The organism is Salmonella sp. 2020_1459 (genome assembly GCF_043847915.1).
Lineage (GTDB): Bacteria > Pseudomonadota > Gammaproteobacteria > Enterobacterales > Enterobacteriaceae > Salmonella > Salmonella enterica.
Genome location: NZ_JBCMFA010000014.1, coordinates 1 through 26,282, shown reverse-complemented (window position 1 = coordinate 26,282; position 26,282 = coordinate 1). Strand labels below are relative to the sequence as shown.

The 26,282-nt window shown below is 50.7% G+C and carries 45 protein-coding genes and 2 pseudogenes; 40 read left to right on the top strand and 7 right to left on the bottom strand.

Translation table 11 applies throughout. The annotated features are described in order from the left end of the window. From tuf to bfr, 3 genes and pseudogenes are all read left to right on the top strand, one after another. Positions 1 to 164 (top strand): annotated as a pseudogene (gene tuf, locus ACH0VJ_RS22410) (elongation factor Tu); the annotation flags it as partial. A gap of 184 nt (positions 165 to 348) precedes the next feature. After that, complete coding sequence (bfd, locus tag ACH0VJ_RS22405; protein WP_000289082.1) at positions 349 to 543, top strand: bacterioferritin-associated ferredoxin; 195 nt, start codon at positions 349 to 351, stop codon at positions 541 to 543. A 72-nt stretch (positions 544 to 615) separates the two neighbouring features. Then, positions 616 to 1,092: a bacterioferritin gene (gene bfr, locus ACH0VJ_RS22400; protein WP_000675530.1), complete on the top strand. Its 477-nt coding sequence runs from the start codon at positions 616 to 618 to the stop codon at positions 1,090 to 1,092. Here the strand turns inward: bfr and hopD are convergent. Then, positions 1,089 to 1,556, bottom strand: a complete 468-nt coding sequence (gene hopD / locus ACH0VJ_RS22395) for an A24 family peptidase (protein ID WP_000495848.1) — start codon at positions 1,554 to 1,556, stop codon at positions 1,089 to 1,091. The two genes, bfr and hopD, sit on opposite strands and share 4 nt — an antisense overlap. Positions 1,557 to 1,935: 379 nt before the next feature. Here hopD and rpsJ point away from each other — a divergent pair, with 379 nt between their 5' ends. The 31 genes and pseudogenes from rpsJ to ACH0VJ_RS22240 form a co-directional block, all read left to right on the top strand. Then, positions 1,936 to 2,247 carry a 30S ribosomal protein S10 gene (rpsJ, locus tag ACH0VJ_RS22390; protein WP_001181005.1) on the top strand — a complete coding sequence of 104 codons (312 nt, stop codon included), beginning with the start codon at positions 1,936 to 1,938 and terminating at the stop codon, positions 2,245 to 2,247. A 32-nt stretch (positions 2,248 to 2,279) separates the two neighbouring features. Further along, on the top strand, positions 2,280 to 2,909 hold the full coding sequence (gene rplC, locus ACH0VJ_RS22385) for a 50S ribosomal protein L3 (RefSeq protein ID WP_000579838.1): 630 nt from the start codon (positions 2,280 to 2,282) through the stop codon (positions 2,907 to 2,909). A gap of 10 nt (positions 2,910 to 2,919) precedes the next feature. Further along, the gene (gene rplD / locus ACH0VJ_RS22380) at positions 2,920 to 3,525 is read left to right on the top strand and encodes a 50S ribosomal protein L4 (RefSeq protein WP_000424395.1); all 606 of its coding nucleotides are present in this window, start codon (positions 2,920 to 2,922) and stop codon (positions 3,523 to 3,525) included. Then, positions 3,522 to 3,824 carry a 50S ribosomal protein L23 gene (rplW, locus tag ACH0VJ_RS22375; RefSeq protein WP_000617546.1) on the top strand — a complete coding sequence of 101 codons (303 nt, stop codon included), beginning with the start codon at positions 3,522 to 3,524 and terminating at the stop codon, positions 3,822 to 3,824. The genes rplD and rplW overlap by 4 nt, the downstream gene beginning before the upstream one ends. A gap of 17 nt (positions 3,825 to 3,841) precedes the next feature. Next, positions 3,842 to 4,663, top strand: coding sequence for a 50S ribosomal protein L2 (gene rplB / locus ACH0VJ_RS22370; protein WP_000301869.1), 822 nt, complete (start codon positions 3,842 to 3,844; stop codon positions 4,661 to 4,663). A gap of 16 nt (positions 4,664 to 4,679) precedes the next feature. Next, a complete protein-coding gene (gene rpsS / locus ACH0VJ_RS22365) occupies positions 4,680 to 4,958 on the top strand; it encodes a 30S ribosomal protein S19 (protein ID WP_001138115.1) in 279 nt (92 codons plus the stop codon). 14 nt (positions 4,959 to 4,972) lie between these two features. Continuing rightward, entirely contained in the window at positions 4,973 to 5,305 is a 333-nt protein-coding gene (gene rplV, locus ACH0VJ_RS22360) for a 50S ribosomal protein L22 (protein ID WP_000447529.1), read from the top strand. A 17-nt stretch (positions 5,306 to 5,322) separates the two neighbouring features. Beyond that, positions 5,323 to 6,024 carry a 30S ribosomal protein S3 gene (rpsC, locus tag ACH0VJ_RS22355; protein ID WP_000529945.1) on the top strand — a complete coding sequence of 234 codons (702 nt, stop codon included), beginning with the start codon at positions 5,323 to 5,325 and terminating at the stop codon, positions 6,022 to 6,024. 12 nt (positions 6,025 to 6,036) lie between these two features. Then, the gene (rplP, locus tag ACH0VJ_RS22350) at positions 6,037 to 6,447 is read left to right on the top strand and encodes a 50S ribosomal protein L16 (protein ID WP_000941208.1); all 411 of its coding nucleotides are present in this window, start codon (positions 6,037 to 6,039) and stop codon (positions 6,445 to 6,447) included. Beyond that, complete coding sequence (gene rpmC, locus ACH0VJ_RS22345) at positions 6,447 to 6,638, top strand: 50S ribosomal protein L29 (protein ID WP_000644742.1); 192 nt, start codon at positions 6,447 to 6,449, stop codon at positions 6,636 to 6,638. The genes rplP and rpmC overlap by 1 nt, the downstream gene beginning before the upstream one ends. Beyond that, complete coding sequence (gene rpsQ, locus ACH0VJ_RS22340; RefSeq protein ID WP_000130101.1) at positions 6,638 to 6,892, top strand: 30S ribosomal protein S17; 255 nt, start codon at positions 6,638 to 6,640, stop codon at positions 6,890 to 6,892. Before rpmC ends, rpsQ begins: the two co-directional genes overlap by 1 nt. A gap of 163 nt (positions 6,893 to 7,055) precedes the next feature. After that, positions 7,056 to 7,427, top strand: a complete 372-nt coding sequence (rplN, locus tag ACH0VJ_RS22335; protein WP_000613954.1) for a 50S ribosomal protein L14 — start codon at positions 7,056 to 7,058, stop codon at positions 7,425 to 7,427. 10 nt (positions 7,428 to 7,437) lie between these two features. Then, positions 7,438 to 7,752, top strand: coding sequence for a 50S ribosomal protein L24 (rplX, locus tag ACH0VJ_RS22330; RefSeq protein ID WP_000729185.1), 315 nt, complete (start codon positions 7,438 to 7,440; stop codon positions 7,750 to 7,752). A 14-nt stretch (positions 7,753 to 7,766) separates the two neighbouring features. Continuing rightward, entirely contained in the window at positions 7,767 to 8,306 is a 540-nt protein-coding gene (rplE, locus tag ACH0VJ_RS22325) for a 50S ribosomal protein L5 (protein WP_001096206.1), read from the top strand. A gap of 14 nt (positions 8,307 to 8,320) precedes the next feature. Further along, the gene (gene rpsN, locus ACH0VJ_RS22320; protein WP_001118932.1) at positions 8,321 to 8,626 is read left to right on the top strand and encodes a 30S ribosomal protein S14; all 306 of its coding nucleotides are present in this window, start codon (positions 8,321 to 8,323) and stop codon (positions 8,624 to 8,626) included. A gap of 33 nt (positions 8,627 to 8,659) precedes the next feature. Continuing rightward, complete coding sequence (rpsH, locus tag ACH0VJ_RS22315) at positions 8,660 to 9,052, top strand: 30S ribosomal protein S8 (RefSeq protein ID WP_000062611.1); 393 nt, start codon at positions 8,660 to 8,662, stop codon at positions 9,050 to 9,052. Positions 9,053 to 9,064: 12 nt separating this feature from the next. Next, the gene (gene rplF / locus ACH0VJ_RS22310; RefSeq protein WP_000091939.1) at positions 9,065 to 9,598 is read left to right on the top strand and encodes a 50S ribosomal protein L6; all 534 of its coding nucleotides are present in this window, start codon (positions 9,065 to 9,067) and stop codon (positions 9,596 to 9,598) included. 9 nt (positions 9,599 to 9,607) lie between these two features. After that, positions 9,608 to 9,961 carry a 50S ribosomal protein L18 gene (gene rplR, locus ACH0VJ_RS22305; RefSeq protein WP_000358956.1) on the top strand — a complete coding sequence of 118 codons (354 nt, stop codon included), beginning with the start codon at positions 9,608 to 9,610 and terminating at the stop codon, positions 9,959 to 9,961. A 14-nt stretch (positions 9,962 to 9,975) separates the two neighbouring features. Next, positions 9,976 to 10,479: a 30S ribosomal protein S5 gene (gene rpsE, locus ACH0VJ_RS22300; RefSeq protein ID WP_000940121.1), complete on the top strand. Its 504-nt coding sequence runs from the start codon at positions 9,976 to 9,978 to the stop codon at positions 10,477 to 10,479. A 3-nt stretch (positions 10,480 to 10,482) separates the two neighbouring features. Further along, positions 10,483 to 10,662 carry a 50S ribosomal protein L30 gene (gene rpmD / locus ACH0VJ_RS22295; protein WP_001140434.1) on the top strand — a complete coding sequence of 60 codons (180 nt, stop codon included), beginning with the start codon at positions 10,483 to 10,485 and terminating at the stop codon, positions 10,660 to 10,662. A 3-nt stretch (positions 10,663 to 10,665) separates the two neighbouring features. Continuing rightward, entirely contained in the window at positions 10,666 to 11,100 is a 435-nt protein-coding gene (gene rplO, locus ACH0VJ_RS22290; RefSeq protein WP_001238917.1) for a 50S ribosomal protein L15, read from the top strand. A 7-nt stretch (positions 11,101 to 11,107) separates the two neighbouring features. Further along, positions 11,108 to 12,439, top strand: a complete 1,332-nt coding sequence (gene secY / locus ACH0VJ_RS22285) for a preprotein translocase subunit SecY (protein WP_001118864.1) — start codon at positions 11,108 to 11,110, stop codon at positions 12,437 to 12,439. Positions 12,440 to 12,470: 31 nt separating this feature from the next. Beyond that, a complete protein-coding gene (gene rpmJ, locus ACH0VJ_RS22280) occupies positions 12,471 to 12,587 on the top strand; it encodes a 50S ribosomal protein L36 (protein ID WP_000868187.1) in 117 nt (38 codons plus the stop codon). 146 nt (positions 12,588 to 12,733) lie between these two features. Continuing rightward, on the top strand, positions 12,734 to 13,090 hold the full coding sequence (gene rpsM / locus ACH0VJ_RS22275; protein WP_000090780.1) for a 30S ribosomal protein S13: 357 nt from the start codon (positions 12,734 to 12,736) through the stop codon (positions 13,088 to 13,090). 16 nt (positions 13,091 to 13,106) lie between these two features. Then, positions 13,107 to 13,496, top strand: coding sequence for a 30S ribosomal protein S11 (gene rpsK / locus ACH0VJ_RS22270; RefSeq protein WP_001029758.1), 390 nt, complete (start codon positions 13,107 to 13,109; stop codon positions 13,494 to 13,496). Between the two features lie 33 nt (positions 13,497 to 13,529). Further along, positions 13,530 to 14,150 carry a 30S ribosomal protein S4 gene (gene rpsD, locus ACH0VJ_RS22265; protein ID WP_000135226.1) on the top strand — a complete coding sequence of 207 codons (621 nt, stop codon included), beginning with the start codon at positions 13,530 to 13,532 and terminating at the stop codon, positions 14,148 to 14,150. Positions 14,151 to 14,175: 25 nt separating this feature from the next. Further along, on the top strand, positions 14,176 to 15,165 hold the full coding sequence (locus ACH0VJ_RS22260) for a DNA-directed RNA polymerase subunit alpha (RefSeq protein ID WP_001162094.1): 990 nt from the start codon (positions 14,176 to 14,178) through the stop codon (positions 15,163 to 15,165). Between the two features lie 40 nt (positions 15,166 to 15,205). Further along, on the top strand, positions 15,206 to 15,589 hold the full coding sequence (rplQ, locus tag ACH0VJ_RS22255) for a 50S ribosomal protein L17 (RefSeq protein ID WP_001216370.1): 384 nt from the start codon (positions 15,206 to 15,208) through the stop codon (positions 15,587 to 15,589). Positions 15,590 to 15,696: 107 nt separating this feature from the next. Beyond that, positions 15,697 to 16,065 carry a DUF1992 domain-containing protein gene (locus ACH0VJ_RS22250; protein WP_000266515.1) on the top strand — a complete coding sequence of 123 codons (369 nt, stop codon included), beginning with the start codon at positions 15,697 to 15,699 and terminating at the stop codon, positions 16,063 to 16,065. Positions 16,066 to 16,075: 10 nt separating this feature from the next. After that, a complete protein-coding gene (zntR, locus tag ACH0VJ_RS22245; RefSeq protein WP_000285585.1) occupies positions 16,076 to 16,501 on the top strand; it encodes a Zn(2+)-responsive transcriptional regulator in 426 nt (141 codons plus the stop codon). 57 nt (positions 16,502 to 16,558) lie between these two features. Further along, positions 16,559 to 16,762 (top strand): annotated as a pseudogene (locus ACH0VJ_RS22240) (alternative ribosome-rescue factor A); the annotation flags it as partial. Between the two features lies 1 nt (position 16,763). Here the strand turns inward: ACH0VJ_RS22240 and mscL are convergent. The 5 genes from mscL to def all read right to left on the bottom strand — a co-directional run bounded on the left by mscL (position 16,764) and on the right by def (position 21,530). Further along, positions 16,764 to 17,177, bottom strand: coding sequence for a large-conductance mechanosensitive channel protein MscL (mscL, locus tag ACH0VJ_RS22235; protein ID WP_000008119.1), 414 nt, complete (start codon positions 17,175 to 17,177; stop codon positions 16,764 to 16,766). Positions 17,178 to 17,318: 141 nt separating this feature from the next. Then, entirely contained in the window at positions 17,319 to 18,695 is a 1,377-nt protein-coding gene (gene trkA, locus ACH0VJ_RS22230) for a Trk system potassium transporter TrkA (protein ID WP_000691374.1), read from the bottom strand. 21 nt (positions 18,696 to 18,716) lie between these two features. Beyond that, positions 18,717 to 20,006 carry a 16S rRNA (cytosine(967)-C(5))-methyltransferase RsmB gene (gene rsmB, locus ACH0VJ_RS22225; RefSeq protein ID WP_000744602.1) on the bottom strand — a complete coding sequence of 430 codons (1,290 nt, stop codon included), beginning with the start codon at positions 20,004 to 20,006 and terminating at the stop codon, positions 18,717 to 18,719. Between the two features lie 51 nt (positions 20,007 to 20,057). Then, entirely contained in the window at positions 20,058 to 21,005 is a 948-nt protein-coding gene (gene fmt / locus ACH0VJ_RS22220; RefSeq protein WP_001285174.1) for a methionyl-tRNA formyltransferase, read from the bottom strand. Between the two features lie 15 nt (positions 21,006 to 21,020). Continuing rightward, complete coding sequence (gene def, locus ACH0VJ_RS22215; RefSeq protein WP_000114987.1) at positions 21,021 to 21,530, bottom strand: peptide deformylase; 510 nt, start codon at positions 21,528 to 21,530, stop codon at positions 21,021 to 21,023. Positions 21,531 to 21,661: 131 nt separating this feature from the next. Here def and dprA point away from each other — a divergent pair, with 131 nt between their 5' ends. The 6 genes from dprA to ACH0VJ_RS22185 are packed head-to-tail and all read left to right on the top strand — an operon-like array spanning position 21,662 to position 25,454. Then, a complete protein-coding gene (gene dprA / locus ACH0VJ_RS22210; RefSeq protein WP_000124526.1) occupies positions 21,662 to 22,786 on the top strand; it encodes a DNA-protecting protein DprA in 1,125 nt (374 codons plus the stop codon). Further along, positions 22,758 to 23,231 (top strand): DUF494 family protein Smg, encoded by a 474-nt coding sequence (smg, locus tag ACH0VJ_RS22205; RefSeq protein ID WP_000460663.1) that lies wholly within the window; start codon positions 22,758 to 22,760, stop codon positions 23,229 to 23,231. Before dprA ends, smg begins: the two co-directional genes overlap by 29 nt. A gap of 26 nt (positions 23,232 to 23,257) precedes the next feature. Then, positions 23,258 to 23,800 carry a type I DNA topoisomerase gene (locus ACH0VJ_RS22200; RefSeq protein ID WP_001129708.1) on the top strand — a complete coding sequence of 181 codons (543 nt, stop codon included), beginning with the start codon at positions 23,258 to 23,260 and terminating at the stop codon, positions 23,798 to 23,800. A 4-nt stretch (positions 23,801 to 23,804) separates the two neighbouring features. Then, positions 23,805 to 24,377: an L-threonylcarbamoyladenylate synthase type 1 TsaC gene (gene tsaC / locus ACH0VJ_RS22195; protein WP_001063614.1), complete on the top strand. Its 573-nt coding sequence runs from the start codon at positions 23,805 to 23,807 to the stop codon at positions 24,375 to 24,377. A gap of 4 nt (positions 24,378 to 24,381) precedes the next feature. Continuing rightward, positions 24,382 to 25,200, top strand: a complete 819-nt coding sequence (aroE, locus tag ACH0VJ_RS22190; protein ID WP_000451205.1) for a shikimate dehydrogenase — start codon at positions 24,382 to 24,384, stop codon at positions 25,198 to 25,200. Then, on the top strand, positions 25,197 to 25,454 hold the full coding sequence (locus ACH0VJ_RS22185) for a DUF1488 domain-containing protein (RefSeq protein WP_001070576.1): 258 nt from the start codon (positions 25,197 to 25,199) through the stop codon (positions 25,452 to 25,454). Before aroE ends, ACH0VJ_RS22185 begins: the two co-directional genes overlap by 4 nt. On the opposite strand, the gene ACH0VJ_RS22180 is transcribed toward ACH0VJ_RS22185, so the two are convergent. Then, on the bottom strand, positions 25,430 to 25,984 hold the full coding sequence (locus ACH0VJ_RS22180) for a gamma carbonic anhydrase family protein (RefSeq protein WP_001285635.1): 555 nt from the start codon (positions 25,982 to 25,984) through the stop codon (positions 25,430 to 25,432). The two genes, ACH0VJ_RS22185 and ACH0VJ_RS22180, sit on opposite strands and share 25 nt — an antisense overlap. Positions 25,985 to 26,282 lie beyond the last annotated feature (298 nt).

Sequence of the window (26,282 nt, the reverse complement as noted above, 5' to 3'; positions counted from 1 at the left end):
CCATCGAACTGCCGGAAGGCGTAGAGATGGTAATGCCGGGCGACAACATCAAAATGGTTGTTACCCTGATCCACCCGATCGCAATGGACGACGGTCTGCGTTTCGCAATCCGTGAAGGCGGCCGTACTGTTGGCGCGGGCGTTGTTGCTAAAGTTCTGGGCTAATTACTCGTTAATTAGTTTTGAATTGAAGAGGGCGCTTCGGCGCCCTTTTTGTTGCCTGCTATTTAGCCGCTGTTATATTTATTAGCCTTTTTTAACGCTTCTCCCGTGGCGTAAATCGCTTTGTGCTATTGTAATCATAACCATTCTCATTTACACTTTGTGCGGAAATTGAACGGGAGCGATCATGTACGTTTGTTTGTGTAATGGTATAAGCGATAAAAAAATCCGCCAGGCTGTACGACAATTTCATCCGCAGTCATTTCAACAGTTGCGTAAATTTATTCCTGTGGGAAATCAATGTGGTAAGTGTATTCGCGCCGCGCGAGAAGTGATGCAGGATGAGTTAACGCAAATGCCGGAATTTAAAGAGATCGCCTGAGTCACACTCTTTTTTTTGACATCCCTGTAGCCCCATCTACGCTCTAGAGAGTGGAAGCGGAGGGACTATAAAATGAAAGGTGATGTTAAAATCATAAATTATCTCAATAAACTATTGGGAAATGAGCTTGTCGCAATTAATCAGTATTTTCTTCATGCCCGTATGTTCAAAAACTGGGGGCTGACCCGGCTTAATGATGTTGAGTACCATGAATCCATTGATGAGATGAAACACGCCGATAAGTATATTGAGCGTATTTTATTTCTGGAAGGCATACCGAACCTACAGGATCTGGGCAAGCTGGGCATCGGTGAAGATGTCGAAGAGATGCTACGATCGGATCTCCGGCTCGAACTGGAAGGCGCAAAAGATCTACGTGAGGCAATAGCCTATGCCGATAGCGTTCATGATTATGTCAGCCGGGATATGATGATTGAAATTCTTGCCGACGAGGAAGGCCACATCGACTGGCTGGAAACTGAGCTGGATTTGATTGCCAAACTTGGTATGCAAAATTATCTGCAATCACAAATTAAGGTTACCGATTAACCGTCTGGAAAGAAAACTTTCCAACCTGTTATGAAACCCGCCACCGCCAGCCATGGCCCAAAAGGTAGCGGGTTTATTAATGCCGATTTACCTCTCACCAGTAGCGCGACGCCAAACCCGCCACAGGCCAACATAGCGGCAAGGAAAACCAGTAACGGCAGTGTTTCCCAACAATGCCACGCCCCTAAGGCAGCGAGGTACTTGACGTCGCCATATCCAAGCCCCTCTTTCTGATAACGCAGGCGATAGCCCCAGTAAATTAACGCGAATCCGCCATAGCCGGCGATAGCACCCCAAAGCGCATCCGGTAAACGCTCCGGCAGGCAAATCTGGTGATAAAGCAGACCACCCCACAGTAATGGACAGGTAAACCGGTCAGGCAGCAGACCGGTACGCGCGTCGTATATGCCAAGTAATAAAGAGAACGACGCATAAAAAATGAGAAAGGGGAGGGCAACAAACATAAGCAAATCCTCGTCAAGGCTTGTGCTCACCTTTGTAGATTTATGCGACAGCGGCAACGACGTATTGCCAGGTTTGCCTGATGCCTTCCAAAGAAAAGATGCGCGTTGCCATTCCATGCGTACCATCTGGAATCATGCTCGCATAAGAATAAAGCGCTTAATTTCTATCCGACACTTGCGTCAGGCTGAGATTTACGTATAATACGCGGGCTTGTCGTAATTGACGGCAGGTTCGATTTGAACCTCGAATAGCCGATTTGGCTATTTAACAATGCTCCCAATCGGGGAGCTACGTAAGAACGGTTACACTCTCCCATCAATCGTAATGGGTGTGAGGAGTAATCATTTTCGTTTATAAAATAATTGGAGCTCTGGTCTCATGCAGAACCAAAGAATCCGTATCCGCCTGAAAGCGTTTGATCATCGTCTGATCGATCAATCAACCGCGGAAATCGTCGAGACTGCCAAGCGCACTGGTGCGCAGGTTCGCGGTCCGATCCCGCTGCCGACCCGCAAAGAGCGCTTTACCGTTCTGATCTCTCCGCACGTTAACAAAGATGCGCGCGATCAGTACGAAATTCGCACTCACAAGCGTCTGGTTGACATCGTTGAGCCAACCGAGAAAACCGTTGATGCTCTGATGCGTCTGGACCTGGCTGCCGGTGTAGACGTGCAGATCAGCCTGGGTTAATCAGGTCATCGAGCGATTGAGAGGTTGATACAATGATTGGTTTAGTCGGTAAAAAAGTGGGTATGACCCGCATCTTCACTGAAGATGGCGTCTCTATCCCAGTAACCGTAATCGAAGTTGAAGCAAACCGTGTTACTCAGGTTAAAGACCTGGCTAACGATGGCTACCGCGCTGTTCAGGTTACTACGGGTGCTAAAAAAGCTAACCGTGTCACCAAGCCGGAAGCGGGTCACTTTGCTAAAGCTGGCGTAGAAGCTGGCCGTGGTCTGTGGGAATTCCGTCTGGCTGAAGGCGAAGAATACACCGTAGGTCAGAGCATCAGCGTTGAACTGTTTGCTGACGTTAAAAAAGTTGACGTAACCGGTACCTCTAAAGGTAAAGGTTTCGCTGGTACCGTTAAGCGCTGGAACTTCCGTACCCAGGACGCTACTCACGGTAACTCCTTGTCTCACCGCGTTCCGGGTTCTATCGGTCAGAACCAGACTCCGGGCAAAGTGTTCAAAGGCAAGAAAATGGCAGGTCAGATGGGTAATGAGCGCGTAACCGTTCAGAGCCTTGACGTAGTACGCGTTGACGCTGAGCGCAACCTGCTGCTGGTTAAGGGTGGTGTTCCGGGTGCAACCGGTTGCGACCTGATCGTTAAACCAGCTGTGAAGGCGTAAGGGGATAGCAATGGAATTAGTATTGAAAGACGCGCAGAGCGCGCTGACTGTTTCCGAAACTACCTTCGGTCGTGATTTCAACGAAGCGCTGGTTCACCAGGTTGTTGTTGCTTATGCAGCTGGTGCTCGTCAGGGTACTCGTGCTCAGAAGACTCGTGCTGAAGTAACTGGTTCCGGTAAAAAACCGTGGCGCCAGAAAGGCACTGGCCGTGCGCGTTCAGGTTCTATCAAGAGCCCGATCTGGCGTTCCGGTGGCGTGACCTTCGCTGCTCGTCCGCAGGACCACAGTCAAAAAGTTAACAAGAAGATGTACCGCGGCGCGCTGAAAAGCATCCTGTCCGAACTGGTACGTCAGGATCGTCTGATCGTTGTCGAGAAGTTCTCTGTAGAAGCGCCGAAAACTAAGCTGCTGGCACAGAAACTGAAAGACATGGCTCTGGAAGATGTGCTGATCATCACCGGTGAGCTGGACGAGAACCTGTTCCTGGCCGCACGTAACCTGCACAAGGTTGACGTACGCGATGCGACTGGTATCGACCCGGTTAGCCTGATCGCCTTCGACAAAGTCGTAATGACTGCTGATGCTGTTAAGCAAGTTGAGGAGATGCTGGCATGATTCGTGAAGAACGTCTGCTGAAGGTGCTGCGCGCACCGCACGTTTCTGAAAAAGCGTCTACTGCGATGGAAAAAACCAACACCATCGTTCTCAAAGTTGCTAAAGACGCGACCAAAGCAGAAATCAAAGCTGCTGTGCAGAAACTGTTTGAAGTCGAAGTCGAAGTCGTTAACACCCTGGTAGTTAAAGGGAAAGTTAAACGTCACGGACAGCGTATCGGTCGTCGTAGCGACTGGAAAAAAGCTTACGTCACCCTGAAAGAAGGCCAGAATCTGGACTTCGTCGGCGGCGCTGAGTAAGTCGGAGGAGTAATACAATGGCAGTTGTTAAATGTAAACCGACATCTCCGGGTCGTCGCCACGTCGTTAAAGTGGTCAACCCAGAGCTGCACAAGGGCAAACCTTTTGCTCCGCTGGTTGAAAAAAACAGCAAATCCGGTGGTCGTAACAACAATGGCCGTATCACCACTCGTCATATCGGTGGTGGTCACAAACAGGCTTATCGTATTGTTGACTTCAAACGCAACAAAGACGGTATCCCGGCAGTTGTTGAACGTCTTGAGTACGATCCGAACCGTTCCGCGAACATCGCGCTGGTTCTGTACAAAGACGGCGAACGCCGTTACATCCTGGCCCCGAAAGGCCTGAAAGCTGGCGACCAGATTCAGTCTGGCGTTGATGCTGCAATCAAAGCAGGCAACACCCTGCCGATGCGCAATATCCCGGTTGGTTCTACCGTTCATAACGTAGAAATGAAACCAGGTAAAGGCGGTCAGCTGGCACGTTCCGCTGGTACTTACGTTCAGATCGTTGCTCGCGATGGCGCTTATGTCACCCTGCGTCTGCGTTCTGGTGAAATGCGTAAAGTCGAAGCAGACTGCCGTGCAACCCTGGGCGAAGTTGGCAATGCTGAGCATATGCTGCGCGTTCTGGGTAAAGCAGGTGCTGCACGCTGGCGTGGCGTTCGTCCTACCGTTCGCGGTACTGCGATGAACCCAGTAGACCACCCACATGGTGGTGGTGAAGGTCGTAACTTTGGTAAGCACCCGGTAACTCCGTGGGGCGTTCAGACCAAAGGTAAGAAGACCCGCAGCAACAAGCGTACTGATAAATTCATCGTACGTCGCCGTAGCAAATAATTTTAGAGGATAAGCCATGCCACGTTCTCTCAAGAAAGGTCCTTTTATTGACCTGCACTTGCTGAAGAAGGTAGAGAAAGCGGTGGAAAGCGGAGACAAGAAGCCCCTGCGCACCTGGTCCCGTCGTTCAACGATCTTTCCTAACATGATCGGTTTGACCATCGCTGTCCATAATGGTCGTCAGCACGTTCCGGTATTTGTTTCCGACGAAATGGTCGGTCACAAACTGGGTGAATTCGCACCGACTCGTACTTATCGCGGCCACGCTGCTGATAAAAAAGCGAAGAAGAAATAAGGTAGGAGGAAGAGATGGAAACTATCGCTAAACATCGCCATGCTCGTTCTTCTGCTCAGAAGGTTCGCCTTGTTGCTGACCTGATTCGCGGTAAGAAAGTGTCGCAGGCTCTGGATATTCTGACCTACACCAACAAGAAAGCGGCTGTACTGGTCAAGAAAGTTCTGGAATCTGCCATTGCTAACGCTGAACACAACGATGGCGCTGACATTGACGATCTGAAAGTTACGAAAATTTTCGTAGACGAAGGCCCGAGCATGAAGCGCATTATGCCGCGTGCAAAAGGTCGTGCAGATCGCATCCTGAAGCGCACCAGCCACATCACTGTGGTTGTGTCCGATCGCTGAGACTCTGGAGACTAGCAATGGGTCAGAAAGTACATCCTAATGGTATTCGCCTGGGTATTGTAAAACCATGGAACTCTACCTGGTTTGCGAACACCAAAGAATTCGCTGACAACCTGGACAGCGATTTTAAAGTACGTCAGTACCTGACGAAGGAACTGGCTAAAGCGTCTGTATCTCGTATCGTTATCGAGCGTCCGGCTAAGAGCATCCGTGTGACTATTCACACCGCTCGCCCGGGTATCGTTATCGGTAAAAAAGGTGAAGACGTAGAAAAACTGCGTAAGGTCGTAGCGGATATCGCTGGCGTTCCTGCACAGATCAACATCGCCGAAGTTCGTAAACCTGAACTGGACGCTAAACTGGTTGCTGACAGCATCACTTCTCAGCTGGAACGTCGCGTGATGTTCCGTCGTGCGATGAAGCGTGCTGTACAGAACGCCATGCGTCTGGGCGCTAAAGGTATCAAAGTTGAAGTTAGCGGCCGTCTGGGCGGCGCGGAAATCGCACGTACCGAATGGTACCGCGAAGGTCGCGTACCGCTGCACACTCTGCGTGCTGACATCGACTACAACACCTCTGAAGCGCACACCACTTATGGTGTAATCGGCGTTAAAGTGTGGATCTTCAAAGGCGAGATCCTGGGTGGTATGGCTGCTGTTGAACAACCGGAAAAACCGGCTGCTCAACCGAAAAAGCAGCAGCGTAAAGGCCGTAAATAAGGAGCGTCGCTGATGTTACAACCAAAGCGTACAAAATTCCGTAAAATGCACAAAGGCCGCAACCGTGGTCTGGCTGCAGGCGCGGATGTTAGCTTCGGCAGCTTCGGCCTGAAAGCTGTTGGCCGTGGTCGTCTGACTGCCCGTCAGATCGAAGCAGCACGTCGTGCTATGACCCGTGCAGTTAAGCGTCAAGGTAAGATCTGGATCCGTGTATTCCCGGACAAACCGATCACTGAAAAGCCGCTGGCAGTGCGTATGGGTAAAGGTAAAGGTAACGTGGAGTATTGGGTTGCCTTGATTCAGCCGGGTAAAGTCCTGTATGAAATGGACGGCGTACCGGAAGAGCTGGCCCGTGAAGCATTCAAGCTGGCAGCAGCGAAACTGCCGATTAAAACCACCTTTGTAACTAAGACGGTGATGTAATGAAAGCAAAAGAGCTGCGTGAGAAGAGCGTTGAAGAGCTGAACACCGAGCTACTGAACCTGCTGCGTGAGCAGTTCAACCTGCGTATGCAGGCTGCAAGTGGCCAGCTGCAACAGTCTCACCTGTTGAAGCAAGTGCGTCGTGATGTCGCACGCGTTAAGACTTTACTGACTGAGAAGGCGGGTGCGTAATGACCGATAAAATCCGTACTCTGCAAGGTCGCGTGGTTAGCGACAAAATGGAGAAATCCATTGTTGTTGCTATCGAACGTTTTGTGAAACACCCGATCTACGGTAAATTCATCAAGCGTACGACCAAAATGCACGTACATGACGAGAACAACGAATGCGGTATCGGCGACGTGGTGGAAATCCGCGAATGCCGTCCGCTGTCCAAGACCAAATCCTGGACTCTGGTTCGCGTTGTAGAGAAAGCGGTTCTGTAATACAGTACGCATTCTCAACGAATAAACGGCTCAGCGATGGGCCGTTTATTTTTTCTACCCATATCTGATTTGCGGTGTTATAATGCCGCGCCCTCGATATGGGGTTTTTTTAACGACCTGATTTTCGGGTCTCAGTAGTAGTTGACATTAGCGGAGCACTAAAATGATCCAAGAACAGACTATGCTGAACGTCGCCGACAACTCCGGTGCACGTCGCGTAATGTGTATCAAGGTTCTGGGTGGCTCGCACCGTCGCTACGCAGGCGTAGGCGACATCATTAAGATCACCATCAAAGAAGCGATTCCGCGTGGTAAGGTCAAAAAAGGTGATGTGCTGAAGGCGGTAGTGGTGCGCACCAAGAAGGGTGTTCGTCGCCCGGACGGTTCTGTCATTCGCTTCGATGGTAATGCATGCGTTATTTTAAACAATAACAGCGAGCAGCCTATCGGTACGCGTATTTTTGGGCCGGTAACTCGTGAACTTCGTAACGAGAAGTTCATGAAAATTATCTCTCTGGCACCAGAAGTACTCTAAGGAGCGAATCATGGCAGCGAAAATCCGTCGTGATGACGAAGTTATCGTGTTAACCGGTAAAGATAAAGGTAAACGCGGTAAAGTTAAGAATGTCCTGTCTTCCGGCAAGGTCATTGTTGAAGGTATCAACCTGGTTAAGAAACACCAGAAGCCGGTTCCGGCTCTGAACCAACCGGGCGGCATCGTTGAAAAAGAAGCTGCAATTCAGGTTTCTAACGTTGCAATCTTCAATGCGGCAACCGGCAAGGCTGACCGTGTAGGCTTTAGATTCGAAGACGGCAAAAAAGTCCGTTTCTTCAAGTCTAACAGCGAAACTATCAAGTAATTTGGAGTAGTACGATGGCGAAACTGCATGATTACTACAAAGACGAAGTAGTTAACAAACTCATGACTGAGTTTAACTACAATTCTGTCATGCAAGTCCCTCGGGTCGAGAAGATCACCCTGAACATGGGTGTTGGTGAAGCGATCGCTGACAAGAAACTGCTGGATAACGCAGCAGCAGACCTGACAGCAATCTCCGGTCAAAAACCGTTGATCACCAAAGCACGCAAATCTGTTGCAGGCTTCAAAATCCGTCAGGGCTATCCGATCGGCTGTAAAGTAACTCTGCGTGGCGAACGCATGTGGGAGTTCTTTGAGCGCCTGATCACTATTGCTGTTCCTCGTATCCGTGACTTCCGTGGCTTGTCCGCTAAGTCATTCGACGGTCGTGGTAACTACAGCATGGGTGTCCGTGAGCAGATCATCTTCCCAGAAATCGACTACGATAAAGTCGACCGCGTTCGTGGTTTGGATATTACCATTACCACTACTGCGAAATCTGACGAAGAAGGCCGTGCTCTGCTGGCTGCCTTTGACTTCCCGTTCCGCAAGTAAGGTAGGGTTACTAAATGGCTAAGCAATCAATGAAAGCACGCGAAGTAAAACGCGTAGCTTTAGCTGATAAATACTTCGCGAAACGCGCTGAACTGAAAGCGATCATCTCTGATGTGAACGCAACCGACGAAGATCGTTGGAATGCGGTTCTTAAGCTGCAGACTCTGCCGCGTGATTCCAGCCCGTCACGTCAGCGTAACCGCTGCCGTCAAACTGGTCGTCCGCACGCTTTCCTGCGGAAGTTCGGGTTGAGCCGTATTAAGGTCCGTGAAGCCGCTATGCGCGGTGAAATTCCGGGTCTGAAAAAGGCTAGCTGGTAATTGTCACCAATTGAATCACGGGAGTAAAGACAGATGAGCATGCAAGATCCGATCGCGGATATGCTGACCCGTATCCGTAACGGTCAGGCCGCGAACAAAGCTGCGGTCACCATGCCTTCCTCCAAGCTGAAAGTGGCAATTGCCAACGTGCTGAAGGAAGAAGGTTTTATTGAAGATTTTAAAGTTGAAGGCGACACCAAGCCGGAACTGGAACTGACTCTTAAGTATTTCCAGGGTAAAGCTGTTGTAGAAAGCATTCAGCGTGTCAGCCGCCCAGGTCTGCGCATCTACAAACGTAAAGATGAGCTGCCGAAAGTTATGGCCGGTCTGGGTATCGCAGTTGTTTCTACCTCTAAAGGTGTTATGACTGATCGTGCAGCGCGCCAGGCTGGTCTTGGTGGCGAAATTATCTGCTACGTAGCCTAATCGGAGGAAAAAATGTCTCGTGTTGCTAAAGCACCGGTCGTTGTTCCTGCCGGCGTTGATGTCAAAATCAACGGTCAGGTTATTACGATCAAAGGTAAAAACGGCGAGCTGACTCGTACTCTCAACGATGCTGTTGAAGTTAAACATGCAGATAATGCACTGACCTTCGGTCCGCGTGATGGTTACGCAGACGGTTGGGCACAGGCTGGTACCGCGCGTGCCCTGCTGAACTCAATGGTTATCGGTGTTACCGAAGGCTTCACTAAGAAGCTGCAGCTGGTTGGTGTAGGTTATCGTGCAGCGGTTAAAGGGAATGTAGTAAACCTGTCTTTAGGTTTCTCTCACCCGGTTGACCATCAGCTGCCGGCAGGTATCACTGCTGAATGTCCGACTCAAACTGAAATCGTGCTGAAAGGCGCTGATAAGCAGGTGATCGGCCAGGTTGCAGCAGATCTGCGCGCCTACCGTCGTCCTGAGCCTTACAAAGGCAAGGGTGTTCGTTACGCCGACGAAGTCGTGCGTACCAAAGAGGCTAAGAAGAAGTAAGGTAACACTATGGATAAGAAATCTGCTCGTATCCGTCGTGCGACCCGCGCACGCCGCAAGCTCAAAGAGCTGGGCGCAACTCGCCTGGTGGTACATCGTACCCCGCGTCATATTTACGCACAGGTAATTGCACCGAACGGTTCTGAAGTTCTGGTAGCTGCTTCTACTGTAGAAAAAGCTATCGCTGAACAACTGAAGTACACCGGTAACAAAGACGCGGCTGCAGCTGTGGGTAAAGCTGTCGCTGAACGCGCTCTGGAAAAAGGCATCAAAGATGTGTCCTTTGACCGTTCCGGGTTCCAATATCATGGTCGTGTCCAGGCACTGGCAGATGCTGCCCGTGAAGCTGGCCTTCAGTTCTAAGGTAGAGGTGTAAGATGGCTCACATCGAAAAACAAGCTGGCGAACTGCAGGAAAAGCTGATCGCGGTAAACCGCGTATCTAAAACCGTTAAAGGTGGTCGTATTTTCTCCTTCACAGCTCTGACTGTAGTAGGCGATGGTAACGGTCGCGTAGGTTTTGGTTACGGTAAAGCGCGTGAAGTTCCAGCAGCGATCCAGAAAGCGATGGAAAAAGCCCGTCGCAATATGATTAACGTCGCGCTGAACAACGGCACCCTGCAGCACCCGGTTAAAGGTGTTCACACGGGGTCTCGTGTATTCATGCAGCCAGCTTCCGAAGGTACCGGTATCATCGCCGGTGGTGCAATGCGCGCCGTTCTGGAAGTTGCTGGGGTTCATAACGTTCTGGCTAAAGCATACGGTTCCACCAACCCGATCAACGTGGTTCGTGCAACTATTGATGGCCTGGAAAATATGAATTCTCCAGAAATGGTCGCTGCCAAGCGTGGTAAATCCGTTGAAGAAATTCTGGGGAAATAAACCATGGCAAAGACTATTAAAATTACTCAAACCCGCAGTGCAATCGGTCGTCTGCCGAAACACAAGGCAACGCTGCTTGGCCTGGGTCTGCGTCGTATTGGCCACACCGTAGAGCGCGAGGATACTCCTGCTGTTCGTGGTATGGTCAACGCGGTTTCCTTCATGGTTAAAGTTGAGGAGTAAGAGATGCGTTTAAATACTCTGTCTCCGGCCGAAGGCTCCAAAAAGGCGGGTAAACGCCTGGGTCGTGGTATCGGTTCTGGCCTCGGTAAAACCGGTGGTCGTGGTCACAAAGGTCAGAAGTCTCGTTCTGGCGGTGGCGTACGTCGCGGTTTCGAGGGTGGTCAGATGCCTCTGTACCGTCGTCTGCCGAAATTCGGCTTCACTTCTCGCAAAGCAGCGATTACAGCCGAAGTTCGTCTGTCTGACCTGGCGAAAGTAGAAGGCGGCGTTGTAGACCTGAACACGCTGAAAGCGGCAAACATTATCGGTATCCAGATCGAGTTCGCGAAAGTGATCCTGGCTGGCGAAGTCACTACTCCGGTAACTGTTCGTGGCCTGCGTGTTACTAAAGGCGCTCGTGCTGCTATCGAAGCTGCTGGCGGTAAAATCGAGGAATAAGTAGCAGATGGCTAAACAACCGGGATTAGATTTTCAAAGTGCCAAAGGTGGCTTAGGTGAGCTGAAACGCAGACTGCTGTTTGTTATCGGCGCGCTGATTGTGTTCCGTATTGGCTCTTTTATTCCGATCCCTGGTATTGATGCCGCTGTACTTGCCAAACTGCTTGAGCAACAGCGAGGCACCATCATTGAAATGTTTAACATGTTCTCTGGTGGTGCTCTCAGCCGTGCTTCTATCTTTGCCCTGGGGATCATGCCGTATATTTCGGCGTCGATCATTATCCAGCTGTTGACGGTGGTTCATCCAACGCTGGCAGAAATTAAGAAAGAAGGGGAGTCTGGTCGTCGTAAGATCAGCCAGTACACCCGTTACGGTACTCTGGTGCTGGCGATATTCCAGTCGATCGGTATTGCTACCGGTTTGCCGAATATGCCTGGTATGCAGGGCCTGGTGATGAATCCAGGCTTTGCATTCTATTTCACCGCTGTTGTAAGTCTGGTTACAGGAACCATGTTCCTGATGTGGCTCGGCGAACAGATTACTGAGCGCGGTATCGGTAACGGTATCTCAATCATCATCTTCGCTGGTATCGTTGCGGGACTCCCGCCAGCCATTGCCCATACTATCGAGCAAGCGCGTCAAGGCGACCTGCACTTCCTCGTGTTGCTGTTGGTTGCAGTATTAGTATTTGCAGTGACGTTCTTTGTAGTATTCGTTGAACGTGGTCAACGCCGTATTGTGGTAAACTACGCCAAACGTCAGCAAGGTCGTCGTGTCTATGCTGCACAGAGCACACATTTACCGCTGAAAGTGAATATGGCGGGGGTAATCCCGGCAATCTTCGCTTCCAGTATTATTCTGTTCCCGGCGACCATCGCGTCATGGTTCGGGGGCGGTACTGGTTGGAACTGGCTGACAACAATTTCGCTGTATTTGCAGCCTGGGCAACCGCTTTATGTGTTACTCTATGCGTCTGCAATCATCTTCTTCTGTTTCTTCTACACGGCGTTGGTTTTCAACCCGCGTGAAACAGCAGATAACCTGAAGAAGTCCGGTGCATTTGTACCAGGAATTCGTCCGGGAGAGCAAACGGCGAAGTATATCGATAAAGTAATGACCCGCCTGACCCTGGTTGGTGCGCTGTATATTACCTTTATCTGCCTGATCCCGGAGTTCATGCGTGATGCAATGAAAGTGCCGTTCTACTTCGGTGGGACCTCACTGCTTATCGTTGTTGTCGTGATTATGGACTTTATGGCTCAAGTGCAAACTCTGATGATGTCCAGTCAGTATGAGTCTGCATTGAAGAAGGCGAACCTGAAAGGCTACGGCCGTTAATTGGTCGCCTGAGAAGTTACGGAGAGTAAAAATGAAAGTTCGTGCTTCCGTCAAGAAATTATGCCGTAACTGCAAAATCGTTAAGCGTGATGGTGTCATCCGTGTGATTTGCAGTGCCGAGCCGAAGCATAAACAGCGCCAAGGCTGATTTTTTCGCATATTTTTCTTGCAAAGTTGGGTTGAGCTGGCTAGATTAGCCAGCCAATCTTTTGTATGTCTGTACGTTTCCATTTGAGTATCCTGAAAACGGGCTTTTCAGCATGGTACGTACATATTAAATAGTAGGAGTGCATAGTGGCCCGTATAGCAGGCATTAACATTCCTGATCAGAAACACGCCGTGATCGCGTTAACTTCGATCTACGGTGTCGGCAAGACCCGTTCTAAAGCCATCCTGGCTGCAGCGGGTATCGCTGAAAATGTTAAGATCAGTGAGCTGTCTGAAGAACAAATCGACACGCTGCGTGACGAAGTTGCCAAATTTGTCGTTGAAGGTGATCTGCGCCGTGAAATCAGCATGAGCATCAAGCGCCTGATGGATCTTGGTTGCTATCGCGGTTTGCGTCATCGTCGTGGTCTCCCGGTTCGCGGTCAGCGTACCAAGACCAACGCTCGTACCCGTAAGGGTCCGCGCAAACCGATCAAGAAATAATCGGGGTGATTGAATAATGGCAAAGGCACCAGTTCGCGCACGTAAACGTGTAAGAAAACAAGTCTCTGACGGCGTGGCTCATATCCATGCTTCTTTCAACAACACCATCGTGACTATTACCGATCGTCAGGGTAATGCGCTGGGTTGGGCAACAGCCGGTGGTTCCGGTTTCCGTGGTTCTCGCAAATCCACTCCGTTTGCAGCTCAGGTTGCAGCAGAGCGTTGCGCTGACGCCGTGAAAGAATACGGTATCAAGAATCTGGAAGTTATGGTTAAAGGTCCGGGTCCAGGCCGCGAATCTACTATTCGTGCTCTGAACGCCGCTGGTTTCCGCATCACTAATATTACTGATGTGACTCCGATCCCTCATAACGGTTGTCGTCCGCCGAAAAAACGTCGCGTATAACGCTTCGTTTTCCAGGTTAGTTGGAGAAAGAAAATGGCAAGATATTTGGGTCCTAAGCTCAAGCTGAGCCGTCGTGAGGGCACCGACTTATTCCTTAAGTCTGGCGTTCGCGCGATCGATACCAAGTGTAAAATTGAACAAGCTCCTGGCCAGCACGGTGCGCGTAAGCCGCGTCTGTCTGACTATGGTGTGCAGTTGCGTGAAAAGCAAAAAGTTCGCCGCATTTACGGTGTGCTGGAGCGTCAGTTCCGTAACTACTACAAAGAAGCAGCACGTCTGAAAGGCAACACCGGTGAAAACCTGTTGGCTCTGCTGGAAGGTCGTCTGGACAACGTTGTATACCGTATGGGCTTCGGCGCCACTCGTGCAGAAGCACGTCAGTTGGTTAGCCATAAAGCAATTATGGTAAACGGTCGTGTTGTTAACATCGCTTCTTATCAGGTTAGTCCGAATGACGTTGTTAGCATTCGTGAGAAAGCGAAGAAGCAGTCTCGCGTGAAAGCCGCTCTGGAGCTGGCTGAGCAGCGTGAAAAGCCAACCTGGCTGGAAGTTGATGCTGGCAAGATGGAAGGTACGTACAAGCGTAAGCCTGAGCGTTCTGATCTGTCTGCGGACATTAACGAACACCTGATCGTCGAGCTTTACTCCAAGTAAAGCTTAGTACCAAAGAGAGGACACAATGCAGGGTTCTGTGACAGAGTTTCTAAAACCGCGCCTGGTAGATATCGAGCAAGTGAGTTCGACGCACGCCAAGGTGACCCTTGAGCCTTTAGAGCGTGGCTTCGGCCATACTCTGGGTAACGCACTGCGCCGTATTCTGCTCTCATCGATGCCGGGTTGCGCGGTGACCGAGGTTGAGATTGATGGTGTACTACATGAGTACAGCACCAAAGAAGGCGTTCAGGAAGACATCCTGGAAATCCTGCTCAACCTGAAAGGGCTGGCGGTGAGAGTTCAGGGTAAAGATGAAGTTATTCTTACCTTGAATAAATCTGGCATTGGCCCTGTGACTGCAGCCGATATCACCCATGATGGGGATGTCGAAATCGTCAAGCCGCAGCACGTGATCTGCCACCTGACCGATGAAAACGCGTCTATTAGTATGCGTATCAAAGTTCAGCGCGGTCGTGGTTATGTGCCGGCTTCTACCCGAATTCATTCGGAAGAAGATGAGCGCCCAATCGGCCGTCTGCTGGTCGACGCCTGCTACAGCCCTGTAGAGCGTATTGCCTACAATGTTGAAGCAGCGCGTGTAGAACAGCGTACCGACCTGGACAAGCTGGTCATCGAAATGGAAACCAACGGCACAATCGATCCTGAAGAGGCGATTCGTCGTGCGGCAACCATCCTGGCTGAACAACTGGAAGCTTTCGTTGATTTACGTGATGTACGTCAACCGGAAGTGAAAGAAGAGAAACCAGAATTCGATCCGATCCTGCTGCGCCCTGTTGACGATCTGGAATTGACTGTCCGCTCTGCTAACTGCCTCAAGGCAGAAGCTATCCACTATATCGGTGATCTGGTACAGCGTACCGAGGTTGAGCTTCTTAAGACGCCTAACCTGGGTAAAAAATCTCTTACCGAGATTAAAGACGTGCTGGCTTCCCGTGGACTGTCTCTGGGTATGCGCCTGGAAAACTGGCCACCGGCAAGCATCGCTGACGAGTAACCGGATCACAGGTTAAGGTTTTACTGAGAAGGATAAGGTCATGCGCCATCGTAAGAGTGGTCGTCAACTGAACCGCAACAGCAGCCATCGCCAGGCTATGTTCCGCAACATGGCAGGTTCACTGGTTCGTCATGAAATCATCAAGACGACCCTGCCTAAAGCGAAAGAGCTGCGTCGCGTAGTTGAGCCGCTGATTACTCTTGCCAAGACTGATAGCGTTGCTAATCGTCGTCTGGCATTCGCCCGTACTCGTGATAACGAGATCGTGGCAAAACTGTTTAACGAGCTGGGCCCGCGTTTCGCGAGCCGCGCCGGTGGTTACACTCGCATTCTGAAGTGTGGCTTCCGTGCAGGCGACAACGCGCCGATGGCATACATCGAGCTGGTTGATCGTTCAGAGAAAACAGAAGCTGCTGCAGAGTAATCTGTAGTAACGTAAAAAAACCCGCTTCGGCGGGTTTTTTTATATCCTCCTGAACCCCACATATCTACAATAATTGTATTCTTTTCGTTCAATCCCTGGAGCGACGTATGTGGTTACTTGACCAGTGGGCAGAGCGTCATATTATCGAGGCACAGCGTAAAGGCGAGTTTGATAATTTGCCTGGCCGTGGCGAGCCGCTTATTCTGGATGATGATTCTCATGTGCCGGCGGAACTTCGTGCGGGTTATCGCTTACTCAAGAATGCGGGCTGTCTTCCCCCTGAACTGGAGCAGCGCAGAGACGCTATTCAGTTACTTGATATCCTCAACAGTATCCGGGAAGATGACCCTCGATACCATCAGGTTAGTCGCCAGCTCTCCCTGCTTGAACTAAAACTTCGGCAGGCTGGGTTGAGTACCGACTTTTTACACGGTGAGTATGCAGAAAAACTGCTGCATAAAATCAACGATAATTAACGGAGCTTGTATGTATCGCATTGGTGAGCTGGCAAAGCTGGCAGACGTAACGCCTGATACCATTCGCTACTATGAAAAACAGCAGATGATGGATCATGAGGTACGTACTGAAGGCGGGTTTCGTCTGTATACCGAAAACGATCTGCAGCGTCTCAAGTTTATTCGTTATGCGCGACAGTTGGGTTTCACGCTCGACTCGATCCGCGAGCTTTTATCGATCCGAATTGATCCTGAGCACCATACCTGTCAGGAGTCAAAAAGTATTGTGCAAGAGCGATTGCAGGAGGTTGAAGCCAGGATTGCGGAACTGCAAACGATGCAGCGTTCGTTACAAAGGCTTAATGATGCTTGTTGCGGAACGGCCCACAGTAGCGTCTATTGTTCCATTCTGGAAGCCCTGGAACAGGGGGCCAGTGGAGCGAAATCAGGATGTTGATTTATTGAACCGGCGGGGCTACACTCGCGCCGTTAATTTATACAATCGGGAGACATTATGAGTCGTTATCAACATAAGAAAGGGCAGATAAAGGACAATGCCATTGAGGCATTACTGCACGATCCCCTTTTCAGGCAACGCGTTGAAAAAAATAAGAAAGGCAAAGGAAGCTATCTGCGCAAAGGTAAACACGGTAATCGAGGGAACTGGGAGGCCAGTGGCAAGAAAGTAAGTAACTTTTTTACCACTGGCCTTCTGCTTATTAAGAACGGTTATTTTGTTCTTTCAGCAGATCGCGGATTTCGCCCAATAACACTTCCTCTTTAGAAGGCGCTGGCGGAGCTGCCGGCTCTTCTGCTTTTTTACGGTTGAGTCTGTTGATAAGCTTAATGGCAACAAAGATAGCAAAGGCCACAATCACAAAATCAAATACGTTCTGGATAAACACGCCGTAATGCATGACGACCGCCGGAATATCTCCCTGCGCTTCGCGTAACGTAAAAGCAAATTGTTTAAAGTCGATCCCGCCGATTAACAATCCCAACGGCGGCATAATGATATCGGCAACCAGTGAAGAAACAATCTTACCGAATGCCGCGCCAATAATGACACCCACTGCCAAATCCACAACATTCCCGCGCATCGCGAATTCGCGAAATTCTTTAATAAAACTCATTTTTATTCTCCCTATGCAGCTGACGTTATAAGTTTAACAAATGCTAAGGCATTTTCCATTTACGGCTTCTGTTTAGCGAAATAAATTAAACCTTGATAAATAAAGGGAATTAAAAAGGGCGCTGAATGAGCGCCCCTTAAATTAGAGGAAGAAAGGACTTGGCTGGAACAGACGTTCGACGTCGGTAATAAACTTTTTATCGGTCAAAAACATAATGACGTGATCGCCTTGTTCAATGCGCAAATTGTCATTAGCGATCATGACATCATTACCACGAACGACCGCGCCAATAATGGTGCCTGGTGGCAGTTTTATTTCGTCAATGACGCGGCCAACCACGCGGGAAGTGCTTTCATCGCCGTGCGCGACGGCTTCGATGGCTTCGGCAACCCCGCGACGTAGTGAGGAAACGCCGACGATATCCGCTTTACGCACATGGCTCAGTAATGCAGAGATGGTGGCCTGCTGCGGAGAAATCGCAATATCTATAACGCTACCCTGCACAAGATCGACATAAGCTCGACGCTGAATCAACACCATCACTTTTTTGGCGCCCATCCGCTTAGCCAACATCGCGGACATGATATTGGCTTCATCATCGTTAGTGACCGCGATAAAGAGATCAACCTGATCAATATGCTCCTCCGCCAGCAATTCCTGATCGGAGGCGTCGCCAAAAAAGACGATCGTGTTTTGCAGTTTCTCAGCCAATTCTGCGGCGCGTTGTTGATCGCGTTCGATCAATTTAACGCTATAGTCTTTTTCCAGACGCCTTGCCAGCCCGGCGCCGATATTGCCGCCGCCCACCAGCATGATGCGCTTGTAGGGTTTTTCCAGACGCTGTAATTCGCTCATTACTGCACGGATATGCTGTGAAGCCGCAATAAAGAAGACTTCATCCCCTGCTTCCACGATAGTCGAGCCCTGAGGACGGATTGGTCTGTCATGGCGGAAAATTGCGGCAACGCGAGTATCGATATGCGGCATATGCTCTCGCATTGTCGAGAGCGCGTTACCTATTAGTGGACCGCCATAGTAGGCTTTTACTACTGCCAGACTGACTTTCCCTTCAGCAAAGTTTACAACCTGTAATGCTCCCGGATACTCGATCAGACGATAAATATTATCGATAACCAACTGCTCCGGCGCGATCAGATGATCAATCGGAACCGCTTCAGAATGAAAGAGTTTATCCGCATCGCGAACATAGTCCGGGGAGCGAATACGGGCGATACGGTTTGGAGTGTTGAAGAGTGAATAGGCTACCTGACAGGCAACCATATTAGTTTCATCTGAACTGGTGACAGCGACCAGCATATCCGCATCGTCAGCGCCCGCTTCGCGCAACACGCGGGGATGCGAACCATGCCCCTGAACTACGCGTAGATCGAACTTATCTTGCAAACTGCGTAACCGTTCGCCGTTGGTATCAACCACCGTGATGTCGTTGTTTTCGCCGACCAGGTTTTCCGCCAGTGTTCCGCCAACTTGCCCTGCGCCCAGTATGATAATTTTCATCAGTCGTGGCCCGTTATCTCATCACTTCTTGATTAGCTTAGCGTAAAAGAACCCATCACCTTCTTCGCCGCCCGGCAGATTTTGCTGTCCTGGTTGATCAGGTGTTCCCGTTTCGCTGAGCGCGGCATCGGGAGTGCGTTGCAAAAAGGTCTTGATCTGATCGCGGTTTTCTTCCGGCAGTACGGAACAGGTGGCGTAAACCAGCGTCCCGCCGGGCTTCAGGCGCGGCCAGACGGCATCAAGAATTTCCGCCTGTAATTGCGCCAGTTCCGCGATATCGCGATCGCGACGCAGCCATTTGATATCTGGATGACGGCGAATGACGCCGGTTGCGGAGCAGGGCGCATCCAGCAGAATACGGTCAAACTGCTGCTCGCCGCACCATTGGGCGGGATAACGTCCATCCCCTTGTTTAACTGTCGCTTTCATCCCAAGGCGCTTTAGGTTGTCGTAAACGCGGGAGAGCCGTTGTTCATCAATATCAACCGCCAACACGTCTGCTTCGGGGGCCACTTCGAGAATATGCGTGGTCTTACCGCCGGGCGCGGCGCACAAGTCTAAAATGTGCTCACCGTTCTGAGGAGCGAGAAAAACCGCACATCCCTGCGCAGAGGCATCCTGGACAGTTACCCAACCCTCAGCAAAACCGGGTAAAGCATGTACCGGAGCTGGCGTTTCCAGACGTACAGCGTCGGGATAATCGGGATGGGGATATCCCTTCATGCCTGCGTCTTCAAGTAAGCCAAGCCAACCGTCGCGGGTGTGGTGTGTACGATTTACACGTAGCCACATCGGTGGACGCTGGTTATTCGCTTCAATAATGTGTTGCCACTGTGTGGGGTAAGCATTTTGCAAACGCTTTACCAGCCAACCGGGATGTAAAAAGCGCGCATCGCTGGTCGCAAACTCATTAAGCAACGTTTCCTGCTGGCGCTGGAACTGGCGCAGGACGCCATTAATTAACCCTTTCAACTGCGGACGTTTAATGGAGACCGCGCCTTCAACGGTTTCAGCCAGCGCCGCATGGGGAGGAACTCGGGTGTACAGCAACTGATAAAAGCCGACCATAATTAAGTAATGCACTGTACGCTGCTTGCCGGTCATTGGACGAGACATCAGCTTATTGATCAGCCATTCCAGCTGTGAAAGAGTTCGCAGGACGCCAAAGCACAGCTCCTGAAGTAGCGCTTTGTCTTTATCGGCGACTTTTTGTTGCAGCGGCGGGAGCACATTACTTAATGATTGTCCCTGCTCGACGACCTGTTCAACGGCCTGTGCTGCCAGACTACGTAAATTGTTTTGTTTTTTCATATGTATAAAATAAAAATGCCCGGTAACACCGGGCGTATAAAGACGTGATCGTCAGGCAAGGCGGTTACCAGGAATAAACCATTCCCGGCGTGAATTTAACAGATCCTGGGCGCTCATCGCTTTTTTGCCGGCAGGCTGAAGCGAAAGCAAATTTAATATCCCCTTGCCTGTTGCAACCTGGATGCCCTGTTTCGTCGCGGCCAGAATAGTTCCCGGCAGCGACTGCGTGGCGTCCTCTATGACGGACGCCTGCCAGACTTTTACCGGCTGACCGTCGATTTCCAGCCAGCTCATTGGCCACGGATTAAAGGCGCGAATGCAACGCTCCAGCTGTGCTGCGGAGAGAGACCAGTCAATACGCGCTTCTTCTTTACTGAGCTTTTCCGCATGAGTGACCAGCGCTTCATTCTGCGCTTCAGGCGTCGCTGTGCCGTCCGCCAGTTGTTTTAGTGTGGTAATTAACCCCTGCGGGCCAAGTTCAGCCAACTTATTATACAGTGAGCCACTGGTATCTTCTGCGGTAATCGGGCACGCAAGTTTATACAGCATGTCGCCGGTATCCAGCCCTACATCCATCTGCATAATTGTGACGCCGGTTTCCGCATCGCCTGCCCAGAGTGAGCGCTGAATAGGCGCCGCGCCGCGCCAGCGTGGAAGCAGCGAACCGTGAACGTTGATACATCCGAGACGGGGCATATCCAGCACTGCCTTTGGGAGAATCAGACCATATGCTACGACAACCATGACGTCGGCATGTAAGTCAGCAACCAGTTGCTGGTTTTCCTGAGGACGAAGCGACACGGGCTGGAAAACGGGCAGGCCTTTTTCTTCCGCCAGCACTTTTACCGGGCTGGGCATCAACTTTTTACCGCGACCTGCTGGACGATCGGGTTGGGTAAATACGCCGACAACGTTATGTCCAGAAGTTAACAGCGCGTCGAGATGACGCGCTGCAAAGTCAGGTGTACCCGCAAAAATAATACGTAGTGAATCTGACACGTTGGTTCTTGTCCTTTAAGCCCGGGCGTTCAGGCGGTCGAGTTTTTCTACTTTCTGACGAATACGTTGTTGCTTCAGCGGCGACAAATAATCGATAAACAGTTTACCGACCAGATGATCCATCTCATGCTGAATGCAAATTGCCAGCAAACCATCCGCTTCAAGCTCAAACGGGTTGCCGTCGCGATCCAGCGCGCGGATTTTCACTTTCTCGGCGCGCGGCACTAAAGCGCGCTGTTCCGGAATCGACAGACAGCCTTCTTCTATACCCGTTTCGCCACTTTTCTCCAGCAATTCTGGGTTAATGAGTACCAGGCGCTCGTCGCGGTTTTCCGAAACGTCAATCACGATGATCCGCTGGTGGATATCGACCTGCGTTGCGGCCAGACCGATACCTTCTTCCGCGTACATCGTTTCGAACATATCATCGACGATACGCTGAATTTCTGCATTCACTTCTTCAACCGGCTTTGCGACTTTGCGAAGGCGCTCGTCCGGAATATGTAACACTTGCAAAACTGACATAATTATCCAGAGTTGTGTTCAGGAGTTGAAAAGATTATTACCTCTATTCTAGACAAATCCCCACCTGATTGACAGCATCAGTGACCAATCGCAAAGATTGTTCAGACTGCTTGTGGCAGGGGAGGGAAAGGATGGCCCGTACCGAAATTTGGTTACGTTTAATGTACGTCGGCGACCTTTATGGCGAGGCGATGTTGAACATGGCGAATTCGCTTATTCGCCAGCCTCAGATAAATCGCACGCACCTTCAGGAAGCTGGTCTTACCGCGCGGCAAGCTGAACGTTTTTTACAGCTTCCAGCAGGTGTGCTTGATGAGACATTACGCTGGCTTGAACTACCGCAGCACCATTTTCTGTGTGCGGATAGTGAAATTTATCCTCCCCAGCTGCGTGCTATTGACGATTATCCCGGCGCTATTTTTATTGACGGCGATCCTGCCTGTCTGCATACCTGCCAACTTGCCGTCGTAGGAAGCCGGAGCCACTCCTGGTATGGAGAACGCTGGGGACGTCTGCTTTGCGAAAGCCTTGCGAAAAGCGGTTTGACGATCACCAGCGGCCTTGCCCGGGGAATTGATGGCGTAGCACACAACGCCGCGGTGAGTATGGGGGGAAAAAGTGTAGCGGTGTTAGGGAATGGCTTGGCAAAGATTTATCCTCGCCGACATGCCATGCTGGCTGAAAACTTGATTGCCGCCGGCGGCGCAGTGGTCTCAGAATTTCCGCTTTCAACGCCTCCGCTACCGCAACATTTTCCTCGCAGAAACCGTATTATCAGCGGACTGAGCAAAGGCGTGCTGGTGATTGAGGCGGCGTTGCGCAGCGGTTCGTTGGTGACGGCGCGCTGCGCGCTTGAACAGGGGCGGGACGTTTTTGCATTACCAGGCCCTATCGGTAGTCCGGGAAGCGAAGGAACGCACTGGTTAATTAAACAAGGGGCCACGCTTGTGACGACGCCGGAGGATATTCTGGAAAATTTGCAATACGGCTTACACTGGTTGCCAACTACGGCGGAAAATTCACTTTATTCACTAAATCAGGATGAGGCGGCATTGCCATTTCCTGAGCTCCTGGCTAACGTAGGAGATGAGGTAACACCTGTTGACGTCGTCGCTGAACGTGCCGGCCAACCTGTGCCAGCGGTAGTGGCTCAGCTACTCGAACTGGAGTTAGCAGGATGGATCGCAGCTGTACCCGGCGGCTATGTCCGATTAAGGAGGGCAAGCCATGTTCGACGTACTAATGTATTTGTTTGAAACATACATCCATAACGAAGCCGAGCTGCGCGTGGATCAGGACAGACTGGAGCGTGATCTCACCGACGCTGGGTTTGATCGCGAAGACATCTACAATGCGCTGCTGTGGCTGGAAAAACTCGCTGACTATCAGGATGGCCTCGCGGAACCCATGCAACTTGCTTCCGACCCTCTTTCAATGCGCATTTATACGGTTGAAGAGTGTGAAAGGCTTGATGCCAGTTGCCGGGGGTTCCTGTTATTCCTTGAGCAGATTCAGGTGCTAAACCTCGAAACACGAGAAATGGTGATTGAGCGTGTGCTGGCGCTGGATACCGCAGAGTTTGACCTGGAAGACTTGAAATGGGTTATTTTGATGGTGTTATTCAACATTCCGGGCTGTGAAAACGCCTATCAGCAAATGGAAGAATTACTCTTTGAGGTAAATGAAGGTATGCTGCATTGATAGGTGTTAATGCTGCATGAGTGAATATGGCTAAATCAGCACTGTTTTCGGTGCGTAAAAATGAGCCCTGCCCGCAGTGCGGGGCCGAACTGGTAATTCGTTCCGGGAAACATGGTCCGTTTCTCGGCTGTTCTCGCTATCCGGAATGCGATTATGTTCGTCCGCTGAAAAGTCAGGCGGACGGGCATATCGTTAAAATTCTGGAGGGGCAACTGTGTCCTGAGTGTGGCGCCGTACTGGTGCTGCGTCAGGGGCGCTTTGGCATGTTCATCGGATGCAGTCAGTATCCGCAATGTGAACATACAGTGGTTATTGATAAACCGGATGAAACGGCGATTGCCTGTCCAGCCTGCCAGCAAGGACATTTGGTCCAGCGCCGTTCTCGTTACGGAAAAATCTTTCATTCCTGCGATCGCTACCCGGAATGTCAGTTCGTCATTAACTTCACGCCGGTTGCGGGGGAATGCCCCGAGTGCCATTATCCGCTACTCATCGAAAAGAAAACCGCGCAGGGCGTGAAGCGCTTTTGCGCCAGTAAACAATGTGGAAAGCCGGTTCCGGTGGAATAAACAAGTGAATAATAACCTGCCAACAGGATCTATCGCCGCAGCGGTAGATCTCCTGAATAAAGAAAATGTCATCGCTTATCCAACAGAAGCCGTTTTCGGCGTCGGCTGCGATCCCGATAGTGAAACAGCCGTTACGCGCCTGTTGGCGTTAAAACAACGGCCCGTCGATAAGGGACTCATTTTGATTGCCGCCAGCTTTGAGCAGTTAAAACCTTATATTGATGACAGCATACTTACCGCCGCACAGCGTAAAGCAGTATTTGATTGCTGGCCCGGGCCGGTAACGTTTGTTTTTCCTGCGCCCGCGACAACGCCGCGGTGGCTCACGGGACGTTTTGATTCCCTGGCCGTTCGTGTTACTAATCACCCGCTGGTGGTCGCGCTATGCAATGCGTATGGCAAACCGCTGGTTTCCACCAGCGCCAATCTGAGCGGATTACCGCCATGCCGTACCGTTGAAGAGGTGCGTGCGCAATTTGGTGATGATTTTCCGGTGGTTGAAGGCGTAACGGGTGGGCGTCTAAATCCTTCAGAAATTCGCGATGCTCTGACGGGCGAACTGTTTCGACAGGGGTAATATGATGGAAACCTATGCTGTTTTTGGAAATCCGATTGCGCACAGCAAATCGCCATTTATTCATCAGCAATTTGCTCAGCAGCTAGATATTGTTCACCCCTATGGTCGCGTGCTGGCCCCTATTAATAATTTCATTAATACGCTTGATGCCTTTTTCGCGGCAGGGGGAAAAGGCGCAAACATCACAGTACCTTTTAAAGAGGAGGCGTTTGCGCGATCGGATGAGTTAACGGAACGAGCATCGCTGGCGGGAGCAGTCAATACATTAAAGCGGCTGGAAGATGGTCGTTTGCTTGGCGACAATACTGACGGTATCGGTTTATTAAGCGATCTCAAACGGTTAAATTTTATCCGCCCAGGATGGCGTATTTTGCTGATTGGCGCGGGCGGCGCATCCCGGGGCGTGCTGTTACCTCTGCTTTCTTTGGATTGCGCGGTCACTATCACTAACCGTACAGCTTCACGTGCCGAAGCGTTGGCGAAAATCTTTGCTCATACCGGCAGCGTTCATGCCACGGATATGGACAAGCTGGATGGTTGTGAGTTTGACCTGATTATTAATGCGACCTCCAGCGGCATACGCGGCGAAATCCCGGCGATACCAGCGTCACTTATTCACCCTTCCCTCTGTTGCTATGACATGTTCTATCAAAAAGGGAATACGCCATTTCTCTCCTGGTGTGTACAACAGGGCGCAAAACGCTACGCAGATGGGCTGGGAATGCTGGTGGGGCAGGCTGCACATGCCGTTTTGCTTTGGCACGGTGTATTACCGCAGGTCGAGCCAGTGATTGAGCTGCTACAGCAGGAATTATTAGCGTGAACCAGGCCATACAATTTCCTGACCGCGAAGAATGGGATACTGCCGCCAGCGCTGTCATCTTTCCCGCCCTGGTTAATGGGATGCAACTCACGTGTGCAATAAAAAAAGATGTACTGGCGTATCGCTTTGGTGGAGAAACAGCGGAGCAATGGCTGACCATTTTTCGTGAGTATCGCTGGGACCTGGAAGAAGAGGCTGAAGCATTAATCCTGGCCCAGCAGGAAGACGATCACGGTTGGATATGGTTATCCTGAGAAAGATAGTCGTCTTTCCATTTTACATAGTTATTGGCGGAGTACTGCAGGCCCGATCTCTCAGCATCGCTCAGGGGGCGGATCTGTTTTACCGGACTGCCAAGATATAAATAGCCGCTTTCCAGCCGTTTGTGCTGCGGCACCAGGCTTCCCGCGCCAATCATTACGTCATCTTCTATTATCGCGCCATCCAGCACAATGGAGCCCATACCGACCAGTACGCGGTTACCGATGGTGCAGCCGTGCAGCATAACTTTATGGCCAACGGTAACATCTTCGCCAATGATTAATGGGTTGCCGTGTGGATTGGATGGAGACTTGTGGGTTACGTGAAGAACGCTGCCATCCTGAATGTTCGTACGAGCCCCTATCGCAACGTAATTCACATCGCCGCGAATTACCACAAGCGGCCAGATCCCGACATCATCCGCCAGACGGACATCGCCAATAACCACGCTGCTGGTATCGATCATCACGCGCTGACCGATTTCAGGAAAAAGATCCTTATAAGGACGTAATGTGTCAGACATGTCTACCTCATCATAAATGAATAGTCATGAAGACTTTGGTTGCTTTAACGGCGTTGTGCAAGGGGAGATAGCATCAAAAAATCGCCACTTTGCGCAGGAATGGAGCGAAAGGGATGAAAAATCAACAAACAGAAAAAAAGATCCAAAAAACGCTTGTGCAAAAAAATGGGATCCCTATAATGCGCCTCCATCGACACGGCGGATGTGAATCACTTCACACAAACAGCCGGTCGGTTGAAGAGAAAAATCCTGAAATTCAGGGTTGACTCTGAAAGAGGAAAGCGTAATATACGCCACC